We start from the raw sequence: 17,653 nt of genomic DNA on the forward strand, positions 1-17,653 counted from the left end.
CGGCTCAGGACACTTCGCCCGAGGCGATGCGGCGCAAGGCCTGCTCGAACACCTCGACCGGCTGCCCACCCGAAATCAGGTGCTTGTCGTTGATGATGACTGCAGGCACCGAACGGATGCCCGCTTGCGCGTAAAACTGCTGGCGTTCGCGCACCTCGGCGGTGTGGGCATCGCTGTCCAGCACCGCTTGGGCGGCGGCCACGTCGAGCCCTGCTGCAGCCACAGCCGCGAGCAAGACCTGGGCGTCTTCGATGCACTCTGCGCGGCCTTGATAAGCCTGCAAGAACGCTTTTTTCAGGGCGTGCTGGGCGTCTGCACCCTGGCCTTCGGCCCAGTGCAGCAAACGGTGGGCATTGAAGGTGTTGTAGACGCGGCCTCGCCCGCCGATGTGAAATTCGAACCCGACCTCGGCCCCCCGCGCAGCAATCGTCTGGCGAATCTGTGTCTGCTGCTCGGCAGTCGAGCCGTATTTTTGGGTCAGGTGCTCGCCCAGATCCTGCCCGCCCGGGGGCATGTGGGGGTTCAGCTCAAAGGGCTGGAAATGCAGATCGGCCTGCACATCCCCCTGCAGGCGCTCGAGCGCCATCTCAAGGGCCCCCAAACCAACCGCGCACCAGGGGCAGGCGATGTCGGACACGAAATCAATTTTGAGGGTGGTCATGGGCAGGGTCTTGAAGGGCTAAAAAAATGGGGGCAAACATGGCTATTTTCCACGCGTCAGCCAATGGCCGCTGGCGGTCAGGCGCAAAAGCCCAGTGCCTGCAGGGGCTGGGCCTCACGCACGCAGGATGTCCAGCAATGCGGCATGGAATGGCTCTGGGGCTTCGTATTGCACCCAATGTCCGGCGGCCGGCACGGTGTGCCATTGCCCCCAACGGGTCGACAAGCCTTGCATGGCCGCTTGCAGTTCGGGCAGTCGGCCACGGTACAAGGCATCGTGCTCACCATAAATGGCACTGACCGGCACCTGCAATCGCGGCAAAGTGCGGGCCACGATGTCGGTGGACGACAGGCGGCGGCGCGGCATGCGGTCGCGCTGCACATTGGCCGCGTGCAAGGCCAAGGCCAGGGCGTCCAGGCTTTCGGGCTGCAGCAGCATCAAGGCCATCAAATTGTGCCGGTGCACCTGCTCTTGCGCCTCGGCGGTGGTCAAATGCCGCCACCCCTTGAGCGGGACGCGCTCGGACACTGTCAGGCCCATGCCCGGCGCACCCACCAACACCAAGCGGACGGCATCCTGGGGGTAATCGGCCAGCCACAAGGCGGCCGCCATGCCGCCAAATGAAAAACCCACCAGGCTCACAAGCCCGGCGCAAAACCCACCAGCCTGCAGTTGCAACAGGCCTGCGTGCAAATGGGCGGGCAAAGCGTCCACATCGTTGCAGCCTGTGGGCAAGTCCGAGTCGCCAAAGCCGGGCAAGTCGGGCACCAGCACACGCCAGCCGGTATGGACCAGGGGGGCAATGTTGTGCACCCAGTGCGTCCAGCTGCCGCTGCCACCGTGCAACAACACCACCGTGGGTTGCAGGGGCTCGCCCCAGGCGTGCCAGACCGTGGCAGCGCCGTTCAGGCGGGTTTCCAGACGCTGGGCTTGGGCCAGCGCCAGGCTCAAATCAGGGGGTAGAAAATTGGGCAGCACGGCACAACGCATATCGAAATTCATGGGACTATTCACGGCGAAATCGGTGGCTCAAGCGGCTGGGCGCTGAAAGTACTAAGGGGTCCGCACAAGTCGCGGATGTTGCAAACGCCAAACCTTGTAAGCCGCTGCTGTGGCCACGGCACTGGTCAGGCAGCTGACCCAAAAAACGCTTTGCAGGCCCCAGCGCTCGCTGATCACGCCGCCCAGCAAGGCCCCCAATACGCCCGGAAACCCGTAAGCCGCCACGGTGTACAGCGCCTGTCCTCGCCCACGCAAACGGCCCGGAAAATGGTGTGAAATCAAGGCGATGCACACCGTGTGGTGCGTAGCAAAGGTGATGGCGTGCAGGGTCTGCGCCAGCAGCAACACCCACAAGACATCCGCCCACGTAGCGGTCAGTCCCATGCGCAGCAACATGGTGACCGAACACAGCACCAGCCAGCCAGTCAACGAGACACGGGGCAACCAGCGCGACTGGGTAAAAAACCACACCACCTCCACCGCCACCGACACAGCCCACAGCACACCGATCATGGTTTTGCTATAGCCCAGCGAATCCAGGTAAAGCGAGAAAAACACGTAAATGCCGATGTGCGAGAGCACATGGAAAAATGTGGAAGCGAAAAACCACTGCACCGGTTTTTGACTCAGCACGGGCCCCACCGGTACATGAACATGCACATGGTGCGCGGTTTCCTTGATGTCCGGCATCCACCAGACACTCAGCAACACCGCCCCCAAAGTCAGGACCGTCCAGCCCGGGAAGTGCCGCATGCCAAAAGCCTCGAACCAGGCCCCCGCCAAAAACACCGTCACCAGAAACCCCATGGACCCCCACAAGCGCACACGCCCATAGCGTTTGGTGTCAAAAGCCCCACCCTGACTGACCAGGTGGGCCATGGCCGCTTCACTCATGGGCATCATGGAACTGGTGTGGGTGAACATGACCAGCAAGACCAGGCCCAGCCCCAAAGGGCCCCAGTCCAGAAACAGCAAACAAGCTGTCGCAAAGGCCACGCCAGCCCCAATCCGCAACAACTTCACGCGCTCGCCGGTGCGGTCGCTCAAGGCCCCCCAGGCGTAGGGCGCAAACAAGCGGGTGCCCGCCTGCACGGCCGTGAGCAAGCTGATGGTCAGCAAGCTCAGGCCCATGTCTTTCAGCCACAGGGGCAGGTAGGGGTTGAAAAACCCGATGTGGGCGAAATAACTGGCCGAGAGTGCGGCAAACGGCAAGAGTTGGCGGCGTTGCGTCATGCCTTAAGGCTTGACAGCGGCGATGGGGGCCAATGTGTGCTCAACATCGCCACACTGGGCGCGGTGTTGCAAGGCGTGCTCCATGACCACCAGCGCCAGCATGGCCTCGGCAATCGGCGTGGCTCGGATGCCGACACACGGGTCGTGGCGGCCTTTGGTGATGACTTCGGTGGGCTGGCCATTCGAGTCAATCGAATCGCGGGGGATCAATATCGAGCTGGTGGGCTTCACGGCAATCGACACCTCGATGTCTTGCCCGGTGCTGATGCCCCCGAGCACACCTCCAGCGTTGTTGCCGACAAAGCCTTGCTGCGTCAGGGTGTCACCGGCAGTGCTGCCTTTTTGGGTCACGCAAGCAAAACCGGCGCCTATCTCCACACCCTTGACCGCGTTGATGCCCATCATCGCGTACGCGATATCGGCATCGATCTTGTCAAACAAGGGCTGGCCCAGGCCGACCGGCACGCCACGGGCCACCACGCGCAAGCGGGCCCCGCAAGAATCGCCCGACTTGCGCAGCGCGTTCATGTAGTCCTCCAGCGCCGACACATCGGCGACCGGGGCAAAAAACGGGTTGGCCTGCACATGGTCCCAGCTCTCAAAACCAATCGGCATGTCGCCGATCTGGGTCATGCAGCCCACAAAAGTGGTGCCAAATTTTTCTTTCAGCCATTTTTTTGCCACGGCGCCTGCGGCCACCATGGGCGCGGTCAGACGGGCCGATGACCGTCCGCCGCCACGCGGATCGCGCAAGCCATACTTGCGCCAGTAGGTGTAGTCGGCATGCCCCGGACGGAAGGTCTGCAGGATGTCGCCATAGTCCTTGCTGCGCTGGTCGGTGTTCTGAATGAGCAGGCAAATCGGGGTGCCTGTGGTCAGGCCCTGGTACACGCCCGAGATGATCTGCACCGCGTCGGGTTCGTTGCGTTGGGTGACAAATTTGCTGGTGCCGGGCCGGCGTCGGTCCAGGTCGGGCTGGATGTCGGCCTCGGACAGCGGCATGCCCGGAGGGCAGCCGTCAATCACGCAGCCAATGGCCGGGCCATGGGACTCACCAAAATTGGTGACCGAGAAGAGATTTCCAAAGGTATTGCCGCTCATGGGGTTGGATTATCCCAGAGCGGGGGCTTGGGCTGGCCAGGCACCTTCAGAGTTTGACGTCTTCAGACTCGGGGGCCGAGCCTTCGGGCCAATCGCGGATGTAGGCCTTGAGCATCTTGTTTTCAAAGTTCTGGCTGTCCACCACGGCCTTGGCCACGTCATAAAAGCTGATGACGCCCATGAGCATGCGCTGGTCCATGACGGGCATGTAGCGGGCATGGTGCTCCAGCATCATGCGGCGCACTTCGTTGATGTCGGTGTCTCCAGTGCAGGTCTGGGGTTGGGCGTCCATGGCTTCTCGCACGGTGGTGGCACCCACCTGGCCGCCGTTTTTGACGATCTGCTGGATCACCTCGCGGAAAGTCAGCATGCCCAACAGATCGCCGTTTGCCATGACCACCAGTGAGCCCATGTCTTTTTCGGCCATGTCGTTCATGGCCCGAGACAAAGGTTCATCAGGGTGCACCGTGAACAGTGTGCCGCCCTTGACGCGAAGAATGTCGCTGACTTGCATGGTATGTCTCCTGAGGGTCGATCCGGTTTAGATGAAATTCCAATATAGCCCACAATGAATGCCGAAAGCCAGGCCAAAAGCTTGGCAAACACTTTGTATTTTTTCGGAGACTCCTCATGGCTGGTTACAGCGACCCCGGTTTTGACACCTTGGCCCTTCACGCGGGGGCCGCGCCCGACCCGAGCACCGGTGCTCGTGCGGTCCCCATCCACCTGACCACATCGTTTGTCTTTGAGTCGACCGACCAGGCCGCAGCGCTTTTTAACCTCGAGCGTCCAGGCCATGTCTACAGCCGCATCAGCAACCCGACCAACGCGGTGCTGGAGCAACGCATCTCTGCCCTGGAAGGTGGCATTGGGGCCATCACCACGGCCAGCGGACAAGCGGCCTTGCACCTGACGATCGCCACCCTGATGGGCGCAGGCTCACACATCGTGGCGTCTACCGCTTTGTATGGTGGTTCACACAACCTGCTGCACTTCACCCTGAGCCGCTTCGGCATCAGCACCACCTTTGTCAAACCCGGCGATCTGGACGCCTGGCGTGCCGCCGTGCAACCCAACACCAAACTGTTTTTTGGTGAGACCGTGGGCAACCCCGGGCTGGACGTGCTCGACATCCCGGCCATCAGCGCCATCGCGCACGACAACGGCGTGCCGCTGCTGGTCGACTCCACCCTGACATCGCCCTGGCTGATCCAGCCTTTTGACCATGGGGCCGATCTGGTCTACCACTCGGCCACCAAGTTCCTGTCGGGCCACGGCACAGTGGTCGGCGGCGTGGTGGTCGATGGCGGCAGCTTTGACTGGGACAAGTCCGGCAAGTTTGCCGAACTGAGCCAGGCCTATGCGGGCTTTCACAACATGGTGTTCAGCGAAGAAAGCACCGTGGGGGCATTTTTGCTGCGGGCCCGGCGCGAAGGCCTGCGCGACTTTGGTGCCTGCATGAGCCCACACACCGCCTGGCTGATTTTGCAAGGCATCGAAACCCTGCCCTTGCGCATGGCCAGGCACATGGAAAACACCACCAAGGTGGTTGAGTTTTTGGCCTCACACCCCTTGGTGAGCCGGGTGGGCCACCCCATGCTGGAGAGCCACCCCTCGCACGCGCTGGCGCAAAAACTGCTGCCGCGTGGCGCGGGCTCGGTTTTCAGCTTTGACATCAAGGGCTCACGCACACAGGGGCAAAAGTTCATTGAAACCCTCAAGGTCTTCAGCCACCTGGCCAACGTGGGCGACTGCCGCAGCCTGGTGATTCACCCGGCCAGCACGACCCATTTCCGCATGACCGACGAGGCCCTGGTCGCCAGTGGCATTGGGCCCGGCACGATCCGCCTGTCCATCGGGCTGGAAGATCCGGCCGACTTGATCGACGATCTGAAAAAAGCCTTGAAGGCTGCGGAGAAAGCCGCATGAAAACGTCTGTTCAAGGCCACGACCTCTACGCCTACACCGGCGGCAAGCCCTTCAACCCGGCGCAGCCCACAGCCGTCTTCATCCACGGCGTGCTGAATGACCACAGCGTCTGGATCCTGCAAACCCGCTACATGGCCCACCACGGCTGGAATGTGCTGGCGATTGACCTGCCCGGCCATTGCAAAAGCGACGGCCCACCGCCGCACAGCGTGCAACAGGCCGCCGACACCGTGATCGCCCTGCTCGACGCGCTCCAGGTCGAAAAAGCCGCCCTGATCGGGCACAGCTTTGGCTCGCTGATCGCCCTGGAAGCCGCGGCACGCGACGCCCAGGCCCACCCCGGGCGCATCGGCCACTTGGTGATGGTGGGCACGGCCTACCCCATGCGGGTTTCGCCCGCCTTGCTGGAACAATCGGTCAGCGCCCCATTCAAGGCGATTGACATGGTCAACAGCTTTTCGCATTCCACGCTGGCACCGCCCCCCTCGGCTTTGGGCCCCGGCACCTGGCTTTATGGCGGCAGCAAGGCGCTGATGCGGCGCGTGCTGGCCAGCAACCCCCAGGCCAATGTGTTCAACATCGGCTTCAAGGCTTGCGACAGCTACAACGGCGGCGAAATGGCCATGCCACAAGTGCAATGCCCTGTGTTGTTTGTGCTGGGCGATGCTGACCAAATGACGCCGCCCAAAGCGGCGCAAAGCCTGATCGCACTGTGCGCCAAGCCCAAGGTGGTCAAGCTGCCTGCAGGCCACTCGCTGATGACCGAGGCGCCTGAAGGCGTGCTGCAAGCCCTCAAGGATTTTTTAAAAACATGACCCTCAGCATCACCCCGCCCATGAGCGCCCTGCGTGCGCAACAGATCGCCCAAACACTCGACCTGCGCGCTCTCCCCCCTGATTTTTTGAACAACCCCTACGGGGTGTATGCCGCATTGCGAGAGGCCGAGCCTTTCAAACGCATGCCCGATGGCGCGTATTTCCTCACGCGCCACGCCGATCTGGTGGCGGTGTACCGCGATGCCAAAGTGTTCAGCTCCGACAAGCAGGTTGAGTTTGGCCCCAAATACAACCATGCGCCCTTCAACCAGCCCCCCTTCGCCCCACCGGGTGGCGTGGCCCCGCTGTTTGAGCACCACACCCACAGCCTTGTTTTCAACGACCCGCCACTGCACACCCGGGTGCGGCGTCTGATCATGGGCGCCCTGACGCGCCGCGCCATCGAGGCCATGGAGCCCGGCCTGGTGGAGTTGGTCGACAGCCTGCTGGACAAGATCGAGGCCCAAGGCGGCGGCGACCTGATCGAAGACTTTGCCTCGGCCATTCCAGTCGAGATCATCGGCAACCTGCTGGACGTGCCCCATGCCGACCGTGAGCCGCTGCGCGGCTGGTCGCTGGCCATTCTGGGCGCGCTGGAGCCGACCCTCACCCCCGAGCAAGAAGCCTTGGGCAACCGCAGCGTGAACGAGTTTCTGGCCTACCTGCGCGCGCTGGTCGCCCAGCGCCGCCAACACCCGGGTGATCCAGAGCACGATGTGCTGACCCGGCTCATCCAAGGCGAAGAAGGCGGTGATGCACTGAGCGAAGTCGAGTTGCTGCAAAACTGCGTGTTCTTGCTCAACGCCGGGCACGAAACCACCACCAACCTGATCGGCAATGCGCTCATCAGCCTGCAGGAATGGCCGGCGCAGCGCGATCAGCTCAAGGCCGACTTGCTGGCGGCCGCTTCCAACGAAGAACGAGACCAAGCCCTCAACCTGGCCGTGGACGAATTTTTGCGCTTCGAGTCGTCCAACCAGCTCAGCAACCGACGTGCGCTGCAAGCCACCCAGGTCAACGGGGTCGATCTGCCTGCGGGCGCCTTGATCACGCTGTGCATCGGTGCGGCCAACCGCGACCCCGCTGTGTACGACCAGCCCGAACAGCTCGACCTGCGCCGCACGGGCAACAAGCACCTGGCTTTTGGGTTTGGTGTGCACCAGTGCGCAGGCCTGAGTCTGGCGCGGCTGGAAGGGCGCATCGCCATCGGTCGGTTTTTGCAGCGCTTTCCAGATTACCAGCTGACCCAAGCCCCGGTGCGCGGCGGGCGTGCACGTTTTCGTGGATTTTTAAGCGCCGTCTTTCGCACCGCCTGAGGGCCTTCGGCGAATCGCCTCACCCGGCCCCTCCCGCACCCAGGCTTCGAGGGGCTTTAGCGGCTGGCCTGATTTGCATCGGGCAGCAACTGCGTCACCACAATGCGTTCAAGCCCTGTTTGAAGCCACACCGGGTCGGTGGGCGATGCACGCAGCACCAGCAGCCGCTCAGCCAAAGGTGCCACGCTGGTCTGCGCCGGGTCCATCAGCAACACTTGACGGGCTTGCCCCTGGTCGTTTTGCTCGGTCAGGCGGCCTACCCAGTCGAGGCTTTGCAAAACATCGAGCACCTGCCGCAGCTCGATCGGCTCCACGCGCAAGCGCGATGCCAATTCGTCGGTGCTGAAACCGCGCTGCTGGGATGCTTTGGCGGCATTCAACTCGGCCAACACCTCCAGTGCCAGCCTGAAGCCCCAGCCCGGGCCATCGGGCTTGCGCCAGGTCTGGCGCCCCAACTCGGGCAGACTGGAAGCCAACACCGCACCCAGCAAGACAATCAGCCAAGTCACATAAATCCAGACCAACAAAATCGGCAGCGCTGCAAAAGCGCCGTAGATGACCGAATAAGTGGGCACCTGCAGCAGGTAAACAGCCAATAATTTTTTGGCCAGTTCCACCCCCCCCGCCACCAAAAACCCGGCGGTGATGGCATGGCGCCAGCGCACACGGGTGTAAGGCACATAAAAATACAAACCACTGACACAGGCGGTCAGCAACAAAAACTCAAAGCTGTCGAGCAACCAGCGCACAGAGCCCGGCAACACATCCACCACATCGCGCGAAGCCGTCACCACATAAGAAGTGATGGCCAGACTGGCGCCCAAAAACAAGGGCCCCAAAGTGATGGCAGACCAATACAGCAAGACCCTTTGCGGCAAAGGCCGCTGACGCCGTAAGCGCCAGATTTGCCCCATGGTGCGTTCGATCGTCACCATCAAGGCCACCGCGGTCATCAGCACCGCCACCAATCCGACCGTTCCCAATCGGCTGGCCTTGCGGGAAAACTGCGTCAGGTAACTGAGCACCTGGCGGGCAATGCTCTCGGGCACCAGGCTCTCAATCAGCCAGCGCTGGATCGTGTCCTGAAATTTGCCAAACACCGGAAAGGCCGCAAAGACGGCCAGGCCCACAGCAAACAGCGGCACCAAAGCGAGTACGGTGGTGAAAGTGAGGGAACTGGCGCTCACGCCCAAACGGGCATCGCGAAAGCGTTCAGCCAAAACGCCCGCCATCTGGCGCCAGGGGAAAACCGTCAATTCTTGCCACCACAGCGAGAACTGTGCTTTCCATGTGGACTTCAAGGGGTTTGATTGCATGCCCGGTATGATGCCACCGCAATGAACACCACCACAGAAAACATACCCGCTGGCGTCGATTTCACCCGTTGGATGGCCGTTGGCAGTTTGCTGGGCCTGATCCTTTTGGGCCTGGCCTGGGAGCTTTGGCTGGCACCCCTGCGGGAGGGCGGCACTTTGTGGGCCATCAAGGTCTTGCCCTTGTGCATTCCACTGGCCGGCCTGCTGAAAAACCGCATGTACACCTACCGCTGGGTCAGCATGCTGGTCTGGCTTTACTTCACAGAAGGCGTGGTGCGTGCCTGGGGCGATGCCTGGCCCTCCAACGCACTGGCCGGACTGCAAATTCTGTTGTGCACCACCTTGTTTGTGGCTTGCGCGCTGCATGTGCGCATTCGGTTCAAGGCGGCCAAGGCCACGGGCAATTTTGTGCCCGTGCCCAGAGACTGAGCACCACCGTCCGAAGACGTTGACCCCAAATTGCCTCTCCCAACAAGCCAGACCATGACCGCTCCAAGCACCGCCCAAATCGCATTGATTGCTTTGTTGCGCCAAATCTGTGGCCCAAACCATGTGCTGACCCACCAAGACCCGGCCACCGACTTGAGCCCCTGGGAACAAGACTGGCGCAAACGCGTCAAAGGCCTGGCCTTGGCAGTGGTGCGCCCAGGCAACACACAAGAAGTGGCTGCCGTGGTCAAGGCCTGCGCTGCAACGGGCACGCCCATCGTGCCCCAAGGCGGCAACACCGGTCTGGTGGTCGGCGGCGTGCCTGACGGGTCAGGCAAGCAGATCGTGCTCAGCATGACGCGCATGAATGCCGTACGGGCCATCGACAAAGACAACCTCACCATCACCGTGGATGCCGGCTGTGTTTTGCAAAACCTGCAAACTGCGGCCGAAAACGCTGGCTTTTTGTTTCCCCTAAGTCTGGGGGCCGAGGGCAGTTGCACCATTGGCGGCAACCTGGGCACCAACGCAGGCGGCACGCAAGTGGTGCGCTACGGCAACACGCGTGACCTTTGCCTGGGCCTGGAAGTGGTGACCGCCCAGGGCGACATCTGGCACGGCCTGAGCGGATTGCGCAAGGACAACACGGGCTATGACCTGCGCAATCTGATGATCGGCAGCGAAGGCACGCTGGGCATCATCACCGCCGCAACCCTCAAGCTTTACCCCCAGCCCGCGGCACAGCTTACTGCCTGGGCCGCTGTGCCCACCCTGCAAGCCGCCGTGCAACTGCTGGGCTTGGCCCACCAGCGCCTGGGGCCTGGCCTCACGGGTTTTGAAGTCATGAACCAGTTTGCGCTCGGCCTGGTTGACAAGCATTACCCGCAACTGCGCGTGCCGCTTTGGCAAGCCACGCCTTGGTGCGTGCTGCTCGAAAACTCCGACAGCGAAAACGAACAACATGCCCGCAGCCAGTTCGAAGCCTTGCTGGAAGCGGCCATGGAACAAGCTTGCGTGACCGACGCCGTGGTGGCCGAAAATCTGGCCCAGGCACGCGGCCTGTGGCATGTCCGCGAGAGCATCACCCTGGCCCAGGCCGCTGAAGGCCTGAACATCAAACACGACATCAGCATCCCGGTGTCGCGCATTCCGGCCTTTGTGCTGGAGACCGATGCCCTGCTGGCCCGCGAAGTGCCCGGTGTGCGCATGGTTGACTTTGGCCATCTGGGCGACGGCAACCTGCACTACAACGTGCAGGCGCCTGAGGGCGTGGATGGACATGCCTTTTTGCGTGAATTTGAAGACAAGGTCAACACCCTGGTGTTCGACCAAGTGGCCAAGTTTGAGGGATCCATCAGCGCCGAGCATGGCGTGGGCGAACTCAAGGTGGGCAAACTGCCACTTTACAAAGACCCCACGGCGCTGGCGATGATGCGGGCCGTGAAAAAAGCACTGGACCCGCAGAACCTGATGAATCCGGGGCGGGTGCTGGGCTGAACGCCCAGCCCCAAAGATTCACTTCACAACAGCCGCATCGCTCAGTTTCTTGAGCAAGGCCATGCGGCGGTTCTGGACCACGGCGGTTTGCAGCTGGTTTTTGCTCTCTTCAAAGCCAGGCACCTGGTAGGGGCGTTTGGCGAGCAACTTGACCACATGCCAGTAAGGGCCTACCTGAATCGGCGCTGCCGAGACGGCACCGGCGGCCAGATTGACCACCACATTCGAAATCGCCGGGGCGATCTGATCAGGCAAGAACCAGCCCAACTCACCGCCTTTGTCTTTGCTCGGGTCCATCGACCGGTCCTTGGCCAGCCCATCAAAGGCCTGCCCTGAACGCACAGCCGTCATGACACTGCGGGCATCGGCCTCGGAGGCCAAAACAATGCTCGAGATCTGAAACTGCTGGAGATCACCCGCAGACTTCAGGGCCTTGACCTGCCGTTCGTATTCAGATTTGAGTTCGGCCTCGGTGACCGGGTTTTTGGTGAATTCGTCGTTCAAAAGCAATTCGATCATCAGGTTTTGGCGCAAGCCCTGCAGCGCATCCTGGGTGGCAGGCAACTTGTCGAGGCCACGCTTTTGGGCCTCTTGCACCATCAACTCACGGGCTATGAATTCTTGCCGCAAGGCGGCACGCAGTTCAGGCGTGTCTTTTTGGCCCTGGGCCACATTGGCTTCGATGTTGCGTGCCATCAGTCGGGCTGGAATGCTTACCCCGTTGACCACGGCAAGGGGCGCATCGGCAGAAAATGCTGCACCGGCAAAACACAAAGACAAGGCCAGACCCAACGCGGAAACTGCCCACTTTGATTGAAACTTCATGACTCACTCCAGAAATTGATTGAACCCAGGCAAAGGCTACCAAGGCTTTTTGACAATGCGGACCGATGCTCGGTGGGCGCAATCAGCCAGTTGTCGAAACGGGTTGTCAGTCTGTTCATGATAGGTCAACGGACACCCACTTCGAAACCGGTTGCCAGTCAAACAATAGGCGTTGACTGGACATGTTTTCTTTTGGGTTACAGGCGACCGATTCCAGCAAGAATGTTAACAATGTCGAGCCGACAAGCGCTCCAGGGTGACTGTTTGGAATGCGCTTGGCTTAAACTTGCGCCCCATGAACACCCCTGCCCGCCCCATCCGCAGCCAGTACGAAGACTTCATGCGCCACGTGTACAGCACAGGCGTGCAAAAAGGCGACCGCACGGGGACCGGCACACGCAGTGTGTTTGGCCACCAGATGCGCTTTGACCTGAACGAGGGCTTTCCGCTGGTGACCACCAAGAAGGTTTTTTTGAAGGCCATCATCGTCGAGTTGTTGTGGTTTTTGCGCGGCGACAGCAACGTGAAATGGCTGCAAGAACGCGGCTGCTCCATCTGGGATGAATGGGCGCGTGAAGATGGCTCGCTCGGCCCCGTTTATGGCGTGCAGTGGCGCAGCTGGCCCACCCCGGGCGGCGGCCACATCGACCAGATCAGCGATGTGATGAAGACGCTCAAAACCAACCCCGATTCGCGCCGCATCATCGTGAGCGCCTGGAACGTGGCCGAACTCGACAAGATGGCCCTGATGCCCTGCCACGCTTTCTTTCAGTTCTATGTGGCCCCGCCGCAAAATCTGGGTGAAAAAGCCAAACTCAGCTGCCAGCTTTACCAGCGCAGCGCCGACATTTTTCTGGGCGTCCCCTTCAACATTGCCAGCTACGCTTTGTTGACCCACATGGTGGCCCAGCAGTGCGACATGGACGTGGGCGACTTCATCTGGACGGGTGGTGACTGCCACATTTACAGCAACCACCATGAGCAGGTGGAACTGCAACTGAGCCGTGCGCCCATGGCCTATCCCACGCTCAACATCAAACGCCGTCCAGCTTCCATTTTTGATTACGCCTACGAAGATTTTGAAATGCTGGCCTACGAATGTCACCCCGCCATCAAGGCACCGGTGGCGGTCTGAACCTGTGGATCTGAAACCGCATGGGCCTTTGGGCCAGCCCGAATGAAACTTCACCTGATTTATGCACGCGCCCGAAACGGCGTGATTGGTGCGAACAACACCCTGCCCTGGCATTTGCCAGAAGACCTGGCGCACTTCAAGCGCACCACGCTGGGCCAGCCGGTCATCATGGGCCGCAAGACCTGGGATTCTCTGCCCCCCAAATTCAGGCCCTTGCCGGGTCGGCTCAACATCGTGGTGACACGTCAGGCCGATTGGTACGCCGAAGGCGCCCTCAGAGCCAGCTCTGTCGATGAAGCCATGGCCCTGTGCCCGTCCAACGCCGATGCCTGGGTGATTGGCGGCGCAGAAATTTACGCCCAGGCAGCAGCCCGGGCCAGCACCGCAGTGGTCACCGAAATCGAGCAGGATTTTGAAGGCGATGCCTTTGCACCCGAGTTGGGCGCTGGCTGGCACGAAGTTCAACGCGAAAGCCATACGGCCGCCAACGGCATGGGCTTTTCATTTGTGACCTACCAACACCATTTATAGAGAGACTTCAACATGTCAGGACACGGTTTTCACGTTCACGGTCCGCACGATCACGAGTTGGAGCATGCCACTCAAGGACACGGCGATGGGCACACCAGCAGCATCGCCCTGTTCACTGCCATCATTGCCACGGTGGGCGCACTCTTTGGCTACATGGGTGGGGCCACACAAGCCAACGCGGGCCTTTACAAAAACAACGCAGCCATCAAGAAAACCGAAGCCTCCAACCAATGGAACTACTACCAGGCCAAGAGCAGCAAGCAAAACCTGAGTGAGTTGGCTTTGGAGTTGGCACCTGCAGCCAAAAAAGATTTCTACACCGATGAAATCAAGCGCTACAAGAGTGAGAAATCCGAGATCAAGGTGGCTGCAGAAAAACTCGAAGCCGAATCCAAGTCATGGGATGAACAGTCGGATTCGCAAATGCATTTGCACCACCGCTGGGCCCAGGGCACCACCGTATTGCAAGTGGCCATTGCCATGGCAGCCATTGCCCTGCTGACCCGCAAAAAGTGGCTTGAGTATGTGATGTACGGTGCGGGTGCCATCGGTGTCGTGGTCGGTGGCCTGGCCGCCTTCCACATTTGATCGTTTTATTTTTTAAACCCTCATGAAAATTGCCACCTGGAATGTGAACTCTTTGTCGGTGCGCCTGCCTCAGGTGCTGGACTGGCTGGCCGCGCAAAAAGCCGAAGGCGGCGTGGATGTGCTGGCCCTGCAAGAGCTCAAGCTCACCGACGACAAGTTCCCCCTCGCCGCGTTCACCGAAGCGGGTTACCAGGCGCAATGGTTCGGCCAGAAGACCTACAACGGCGTGGCCCTGATCTCAAGTGCAGCGGGCACTGATGTGGTCAAAAACATCCCCGGTTTTGAAGACGACATGTCGCGCGTGATCGGGGCAACCTACCCCGACGGTGCGGGCGGCCAAGTGCGGGTGATTGGCGCCTATTTTCCCAATGGCCAGGCGCCCGAAAGTGACAAGTTTGTCTACAAAATGCGCTGGCTGGATGCCCTGCGTGATTGGGTGGGCAGCGAGATGCAAAAGCACCCCAACCTGGTGCTGCTGGGTGACTACAACATCACCTTTGACGAACTCGACATGTGGGACCCGGTCGGATTGGCCGGCACCATTCATTGCACCGATGCCGAGAGGGAAAAGCTGCAAGCCCTGGTTGGGCTGGGCCTGACAGACAGTTTCAGGCTGTTTGAGCAGCCCGAAAAAAGTTACAGCTGGTGGGATTACCGCGAGTTTGCGTTTCGCCGCAACCGGGGCCTGCGGATCGACCACATTTTGATTTCCGAGCCGCTCAAGACCCGCGCCACCAGCTGCGTGGTCGATCGGTCACCCCGAAAAAACGAGCGCCCCAGCGACCACGCCCCCGTGGTGCTGACGCTGACATGACTCAGGCCGCCTGCGGCATCAAGAATTCCCGGCTGATGCGGCCACCCAGCACGTTCACGCGCTCCAGAAATTGCGTGAGGTAAGCGTGCAGGCCGGTGGCCAAAATCTCGTCAATGCGGCCAAAGGCCAGCTCCGCACGCAAGCGCCCTGCGTGGCGCAAGGTGTCGCTGTCGGGGTCGTGCGAGACCAGCTTCAAATTTGACAAGACCTCGTTCAGACTGGCATGCAATGAGCGGGGCATGTCGGGGCGAAGGATCAGCAGTTCGGCCACCCGCTCGGGGCGGATCACATCGCGGTACACCTTGCGGTAAACCTCGAAACCACTGACGCTGCGCAAGATCGCGCTCCAGTGGTAGAAGTCGTATTCCTGCGTGACCTCAGCTTCGGCGCCGCTGTAGTTGGGCGCCCCGAAAAAGTCGTTTTGCATGGCATGGAACTTCACATCCACCAGCCGCGCCGTGTTGTCGGCCCGCTCTAAGAAGGTGCCCATGCGCATGAAGTAAAGCGACTCGTCCATCAGCATGGTGCCCACCGTCACCCCGCGTGACAAGTGGGAGCGGAATTTCACCCATTCAAAAAACTGCCCCGGGTCGCGCTCGAATTCACCGCTTTTGAGCATGCGGTTGACTTCCAGCCAGGTCTGGTTTTGCGTCTCCCAGACCTCGGTGGTCAGGGTGCCCCGCACGGCGCGGGCATTTTCCCGCGCAGCACGCAAGCACGAGATGATGGACGAGGGGTTGTCCGAGTCCTTGACCATGAAGGCCATCACTTCTCGGGGGTTGATGGTTTTGTACAGCGCAAGGTAAGAAGGCAGCAACTCGCTGATGGACAAAATGCCTTCCCAGCCTGCTTCAACCGCTGCAGCGGACTGGGGCAGCAGTGAGGTTTCGTAACTCACATTCAGCATGCGGGCGGTGTTCTCAGCCCGCTCCATGTAGCGGGACATCCAGAACAGGTGGTCGGCGGTTCTTGAAAGCATGTGCGTCTCCCTTATTGGTCTTGCAATATCCAGGTGTCTTTGGTGCCGCCGCCCTGGCTGCTGTTCACCACCAAGGAGCCTTCTTTCAACGCCACGCGGGTCAGCCCGCCGGGCACCATCTGCACGGTGCGGCCACTCAGCACAAAGGGGCGCAGGTCGACGTGGCGCGGCGCGATGCCGCTGTCCACAAACGTGGGACAACTTGACAAGCTGAGTGTGGGTTGCGCGATGTAGCCCTCGGGGTTGGCCAGCAAGGCGGCCCGAAAGCGCTCGATCTCTGCCTGGGTGGCCGCAGGGCCAACGAGCATGCCGTAGCCCCCTGCACCGTGCACTTCTTTGACCACCAGGTCTTTCAGGTTGGCCAGGGTGTACTTCAGGTCATCGGGCTTGCGGCACATGAAGGTGGGCACGTTTTTGAGGATCGGCTCCTCGCCCAGATAGAACTTGATCATGTCGGGCACGTAGGGGTAGATCGACTTGTCGTCGGCCACGCCTGTGCCCACCGCATTGCAAATCGCCACATGACCGGCTTTGTAGGCCTCCATCAGGCCCGCGCAACCCAGGGTAGAGCTGGGACGGAACACATTCGGGTCAAGAAAATCGTCGTCGACCCGGCGGTAGATCACGTCTACGCGCTTGGGGCCTCGCGTGGTGCGCATGTAGACAAACTTGTCTTTCACGAACAGGTCTTGTCCTTCCACCAGTTCCACACCCATTTGCTGCGCTAAAAAAGCATGCTCGAAATAAGCGCTGTTGTACATGCCGGGCGTGAGCACCACCACCGTGGGTTCTGCCGTGGTGGCTGGACTGCTGGCGCGAAGGGTTTCCAGCAGCAAGTCGGGGTAATGCGCCACCGGGGCCACGCGGTGCTGACTGAACAGCTCGGGGAACAGCCGCATCATCATCTTGCGGTCTTCGAGCATGTAGCTCACGCCACTGGGCACGCGCAAATTGTCTTCAAGCACGTAGTACTCGCCATGGCCTTGCGCGTCGGCAGCACGCACGATGTCAACGCCGCTGATGTGCGAGTAAATGTTGTTGGGCACGTCCACCCCCACCATTTCAGGGCGGAACTGGGCGTTGTTCTCGATCTGTTCGCGTGGGACGACACCGGCGCGCAGGATCTCTTGGTCGTGGTAAACATCGTGAATGAAACGGTTCAGGGCCGTCACGCGTTGCACCAGGCCCGCTTCCATGCTTTTCCACTCCTGGGCTGCAATGACGCGGGGGATCAAGTCAAAGGGGATCAGGCGCTCGGTGCCCCCTTCGTCCTTGTTGTTGTCTTCGTCCAGCTCGCCATAAACGGCAAAGGTGATGCCCACCCGGCGAAAGATCATCTCGGCCTCTTCGCGGCGAGCCGCCATGGTCTGGCTGTCTTGTGCTTGCAACCAGCGGGCATAGGCCAGGTAATGGTCTCTGACTTCACCGGTATCGCCTGCAGCAGGCAAGCGGCTGTACATCTCATCGAATTGACGCATGGCT

Annotated in this window: 18 protein-coding genes; 9 read left to right on the plus strand and 9 right to left on the minus strand. The window is 60.8% G+C overall.

All coding sequences use genetic code 11. The features are described from left to right. Nucleotides 1–4 precede the first annotated feature (4 nt). From B9Z45_RS05155 to B9Z45_RS05175, 5 genes are all read right to left on the minus strand, one after another. Complete coding sequence (locus B9Z45_RS05155) at nucleotides 5–661, minus strand: DsbA family oxidoreductase (protein WP_108406162.1); 657 nt, start codon at nucleotides 659–661, stop codon at nucleotides 5–7. A gap of 114 nt (nucleotides 662–775) precedes the next feature. Further along, nucleotides 776–1,663, minus strand: a complete 888-nt coding sequence (locus B9Z45_RS05160) for an alpha/beta fold hydrolase (RefSeq protein ID WP_233252084.1) — start codon at nucleotides 1,661–1,663, stop codon at nucleotides 776–778. Nucleotides 1,664–1,714: 51 nt separating this feature from the next. Continuing rightward, entirely contained in the window at nucleotides 1,715–2,896 is a 1,182-nt protein-coding gene (locus B9Z45_RS05165; RefSeq protein ID WP_108406163.1) for an MFS transporter, read from the minus strand. 3 nt (nucleotides 2,897–2,899) lie between these two features. Further along, nucleotides 2,900–3,997, minus strand: coding sequence for a chorismate synthase (aroC, locus tag B9Z45_RS05170; RefSeq protein WP_108406164.1), 1,098 nt, complete (start codon nucleotides 3,995–3,997; stop codon nucleotides 2,900–2,902). 46 nt (nucleotides 3,998–4,043) lie between these two features. Then, the gene (locus tag B9Z45_RS05175; protein WP_108406165.1) at nucleotides 4,044–4,511 is read right to left on the minus strand and encodes a CBS domain-containing protein; all 468 of its coding nucleotides are present in this window, start codon (nucleotides 4,509–4,511) and stop codon (nucleotides 4,044–4,046) included. Nucleotides 4,512–4,627: 116 nt separating this feature from the next. Here B9Z45_RS05175 and B9Z45_RS05180 point away from each other — a divergent pair, with 116 nt between their 5' ends. Genes B9Z45_RS05180 through B9Z45_RS05190 form a run of 3 tightly spaced genes read left to right on the plus strand, consistent with a single transcriptional unit; the run spans nucleotide 4,628 to nucleotide 8,057 of the window. Beyond that, a complete protein-coding gene (locus B9Z45_RS05180) occupies nucleotides 4,628–5,926 on the plus strand; it encodes an O-acetylhomoserine aminocarboxypropyltransferase (protein ID WP_108406166.1) in 1,299 nt (432 codons plus the stop codon). Further along, entirely contained in the window at nucleotides 5,923–6,741 is an 819-nt protein-coding gene (locus B9Z45_RS05185) for an alpha/beta fold hydrolase (RefSeq protein ID WP_108406167.1), read from the plus strand. The genes B9Z45_RS05180 and B9Z45_RS05185 overlap by 4 nt, the downstream gene beginning before the upstream one ends. Continuing rightward, nucleotides 6,738–8,057: a cytochrome P450 gene (locus tag B9Z45_RS05190; protein ID WP_108406168.1), complete on the plus strand. Its 1,320-nt coding sequence runs from the start codon at nucleotides 6,738–6,740 to the stop codon at nucleotides 8,055–8,057. The genes B9Z45_RS05185 and B9Z45_RS05190 overlap by 4 nt, the downstream gene beginning before the upstream one ends. A gap of 56 nt (nucleotides 8,058–8,113) precedes the next feature. On the opposite strand, the gene B9Z45_RS05195 is transcribed toward B9Z45_RS05190, so the two are convergent. Next, nucleotides 8,114–9,373 carry a YihY family inner membrane protein gene (locus tag B9Z45_RS05195; RefSeq protein ID WP_108406169.1) on the minus strand — a complete coding sequence of 420 codons (1,260 nt, stop codon included), beginning with the start codon at nucleotides 9,371–9,373 and terminating at the stop codon, nucleotides 8,114–8,116. A gap of 21 nt (nucleotides 9,374–9,394) precedes the next feature. Between B9Z45_RS05195 and B9Z45_RS05200 the strand changes: the two genes are divergently transcribed. Next, nucleotides 9,395–9,802, plus strand: a complete 408-nt coding sequence (locus B9Z45_RS05200; protein ID WP_108406170.1) for a DUF2069 domain-containing protein — start codon at nucleotides 9,395–9,397, stop codon at nucleotides 9,800–9,802. A 54-nt stretch (nucleotides 9,803–9,856) separates the two neighbouring features. After that, on the plus strand, nucleotides 9,857–11,299 hold the full coding sequence (locus B9Z45_RS05205; protein WP_108406171.1) for an FAD-binding oxidoreductase: 1,443 nt from the start codon (nucleotides 9,857–9,859) through the stop codon (nucleotides 11,297–11,299). Nucleotides 11,300–11,317: 18 nt separating this feature from the next. Here B9Z45_RS05205 and B9Z45_RS05210 read toward each other — a convergent pair whose 3' ends face one another. Next, nucleotides 11,318–12,124 (minus strand): peptidylprolyl isomerase, encoded by an 807-nt coding sequence (locus B9Z45_RS05210; protein WP_108406172.1) that lies wholly within the window; start codon nucleotides 12,122–12,124, stop codon nucleotides 11,318–11,320. A gap of 295 nt (nucleotides 12,125–12,419) precedes the next feature. Between B9Z45_RS05210 and B9Z45_RS05215 the strand changes: the two genes are divergently transcribed. The 4 genes from B9Z45_RS05215 to xth are packed head-to-tail and all read left to right on the plus strand — an operon-like array spanning nucleotide 12,420 to nucleotide 15,192. After that, nucleotides 12,420–13,259, plus strand: a complete 840-nt coding sequence (locus tag B9Z45_RS05215; protein ID WP_108406173.1) for a thymidylate synthase — start codon at nucleotides 12,420–12,422, stop codon at nucleotides 13,257–13,259. Between the two features lie 42 nt (nucleotides 13,260–13,301). Further along, nucleotides 13,302–13,790, plus strand: a complete 489-nt coding sequence (locus B9Z45_RS05220) for a dihydrofolate reductase (RefSeq protein WP_108406174.1) — start codon at nucleotides 13,302–13,304, stop codon at nucleotides 13,788–13,790. Nucleotides 13,791–13,802: 12 nt separating this feature from the next. Next, the gene (locus tag B9Z45_RS05225; protein WP_108406175.1) at nucleotides 13,803–14,378 is read left to right on the plus strand and encodes a DUF4337 domain-containing protein; all 576 of its coding nucleotides are present in this window, start codon (nucleotides 13,803–13,805) and stop codon (nucleotides 14,376–14,378) included. A 22-nt stretch (nucleotides 14,379–14,400) separates the two neighbouring features. Continuing rightward, the gene (gene xth, locus B9Z45_RS05230) at nucleotides 14,401–15,192 is read left to right on the plus strand and encodes an exodeoxyribonuclease III (protein ID WP_108406176.1); all 792 of its coding nucleotides are present in this window, start codon (nucleotides 14,401–14,403) and stop codon (nucleotides 15,190–15,192) included. Nucleotide 15,193: 1 nt separating this feature from the next. Here xth and B9Z45_RS05235 read toward each other — a convergent pair whose 3' ends face one another. Further along, nucleotides 15,194–16,171 carry an alpha-E domain-containing protein gene (locus tag B9Z45_RS05235; RefSeq protein ID WP_108406177.1) on the minus strand — a complete coding sequence of 326 codons (978 nt, stop codon included), beginning with the start codon at nucleotides 16,169–16,171 and terminating at the stop codon, nucleotides 15,194–15,196. 11 nt (nucleotides 16,172–16,182) lie between these two features. Then, the gene (locus B9Z45_RS05240) at nucleotides 16,183–17,649 is read right to left on the minus strand and encodes a circularly permuted type 2 ATP-grasp protein (RefSeq protein WP_108406178.1); all 1,467 of its coding nucleotides are present in this window, start codon (nucleotides 17,647–17,649) and stop codon (nucleotides 16,183–16,185) included. Between the last annotated feature and the right edge of the window lie 4 nt (nucleotides 17,650–17,653).

This window comes from Limnohabitans sp. 2KL-17 (genome assembly GCF_003063415.1).
Taxonomy (GTDB): domain Bacteria; phylum Pseudomonadota; class Gammaproteobacteria; order Burkholderiales; family Burkholderiaceae_C; genus Limnohabitans_A.

Bases quoted from the DNA above. Each gene is read 5' to 3' on its own strand.
- B9Z45_RS05200 (WP_108406170.1), top strand. From the start codon at position 9,395: ATGAACACCACCACAGAAAACATACCCGCTGGCGTCGATTTCACCCGT.
- B9Z45_RS05215 (WP_108406173.1), top strand. From the start codon at position 12,420: ATGAACACCCCTGCCCGCCCCATCCGCAGCCAGTACGAAGACTTCATG.
- B9Z45_RS05225 (WP_108406175.1), top strand. From the start codon at position 13,803: ATGTCAGGACACGGTTTTCACGTTCACGGTCCGCACGATCACGAGTTG.
- B9Z45_RS05195 (WP_108406169.1), bottom strand. From the start codon at position 9,373: ATGCAATCAAACCCCTTGAAGTCCACATGGAAAGCACAGTTCTCGCTG.
- B9Z45_RS05190 (WP_108406168.1), top strand. From the start codon at position 6,738: ATGACCCTCAGCATCACCCCGCCCATGAGCGCCCTGCGTGCGCAACAG.
- B9Z45_RS05220 (WP_108406174.1), top strand. From the start codon at position 13,302: ATGAAACTTCACCTGATTTATGCACGCGCCCGAAACGGCGTGATTGGT.
- B9Z45_RS05185 (WP_108406167.1), top strand. From the start codon at position 5,923: ATGAAAACGTCTGTTCAAGGCCACGACCTCTACGCCTACACCGGCGGC.
- B9Z45_RS05175 (WP_108406165.1), bottom strand. From the start codon at position 4,511: ATGCAAGTCAGCGACATTCTTCGCGTCAAGGGCGGCACACTGTTCACG.
- B9Z45_RS05205 (WP_108406171.1), top strand. From the start codon at position 9,857: ATGACCGCTCCAAGCACCGCCCAAATCGCATTGATTGCTTTGTTGCGC.
- B9Z45_RS05210 (WP_108406172.1), bottom strand. From the start codon at position 12,124: ATGAAGTTTCAATCAAAGTGGGCAGTTTCCGCGTTGGGTCTGGCCTTG.
- xth (WP_108406176.1), top strand. From the start codon at position 14,401: ATGAAAATTGCCACCTGGAATGTGAACTCTTTGTCGGTGCGCCTGCCT.
- B9Z45_RS05180 (WP_108406166.1), top strand. From the start codon at position 4,628: ATGGCTGGTTACAGCGACCCCGGTTTTGACACCTTGGCCCTTCACGCG.
- B9Z45_RS05155 (WP_108406162.1), bottom strand. From the start codon at position 661: ATGACCACCCTCAAAATTGATTTCGTGTCCGACATCGCCTGCCCCTGG.
- B9Z45_RS05240 (WP_108406178.1), bottom strand. From the start codon at position 17,649: ATGCGTCAATTCGATGAGATGTACAGCCGCTTGCCTGCTGCAGGCGAT.
- B9Z45_RS05160 (WP_233252084.1), bottom strand. From the start codon at position 1,663: ATGAATTTCGATATGCGTTGTGCCGTGCTGCCCAATTTTCTACCCCCT.
- aroC (WP_108406164.1), bottom strand. From the start codon at position 3,997: ATGAGCGGCAATACCTTTGGAAATCTCTTCTCGGTCACCAATTTTGGT.
- B9Z45_RS05165 (WP_108406163.1), bottom strand. From the start codon at position 2,896: ATGACGCAACGCCGCCAACTCTTGCCGTTTGCCGCACTCTCGGCCAGT.
- B9Z45_RS05235 (WP_108406177.1), bottom strand. From the start codon at position 16,171: ATGCTTTCAAGAACCGCCGACCACCTGTTCTGGATGTCCCGCTACATG.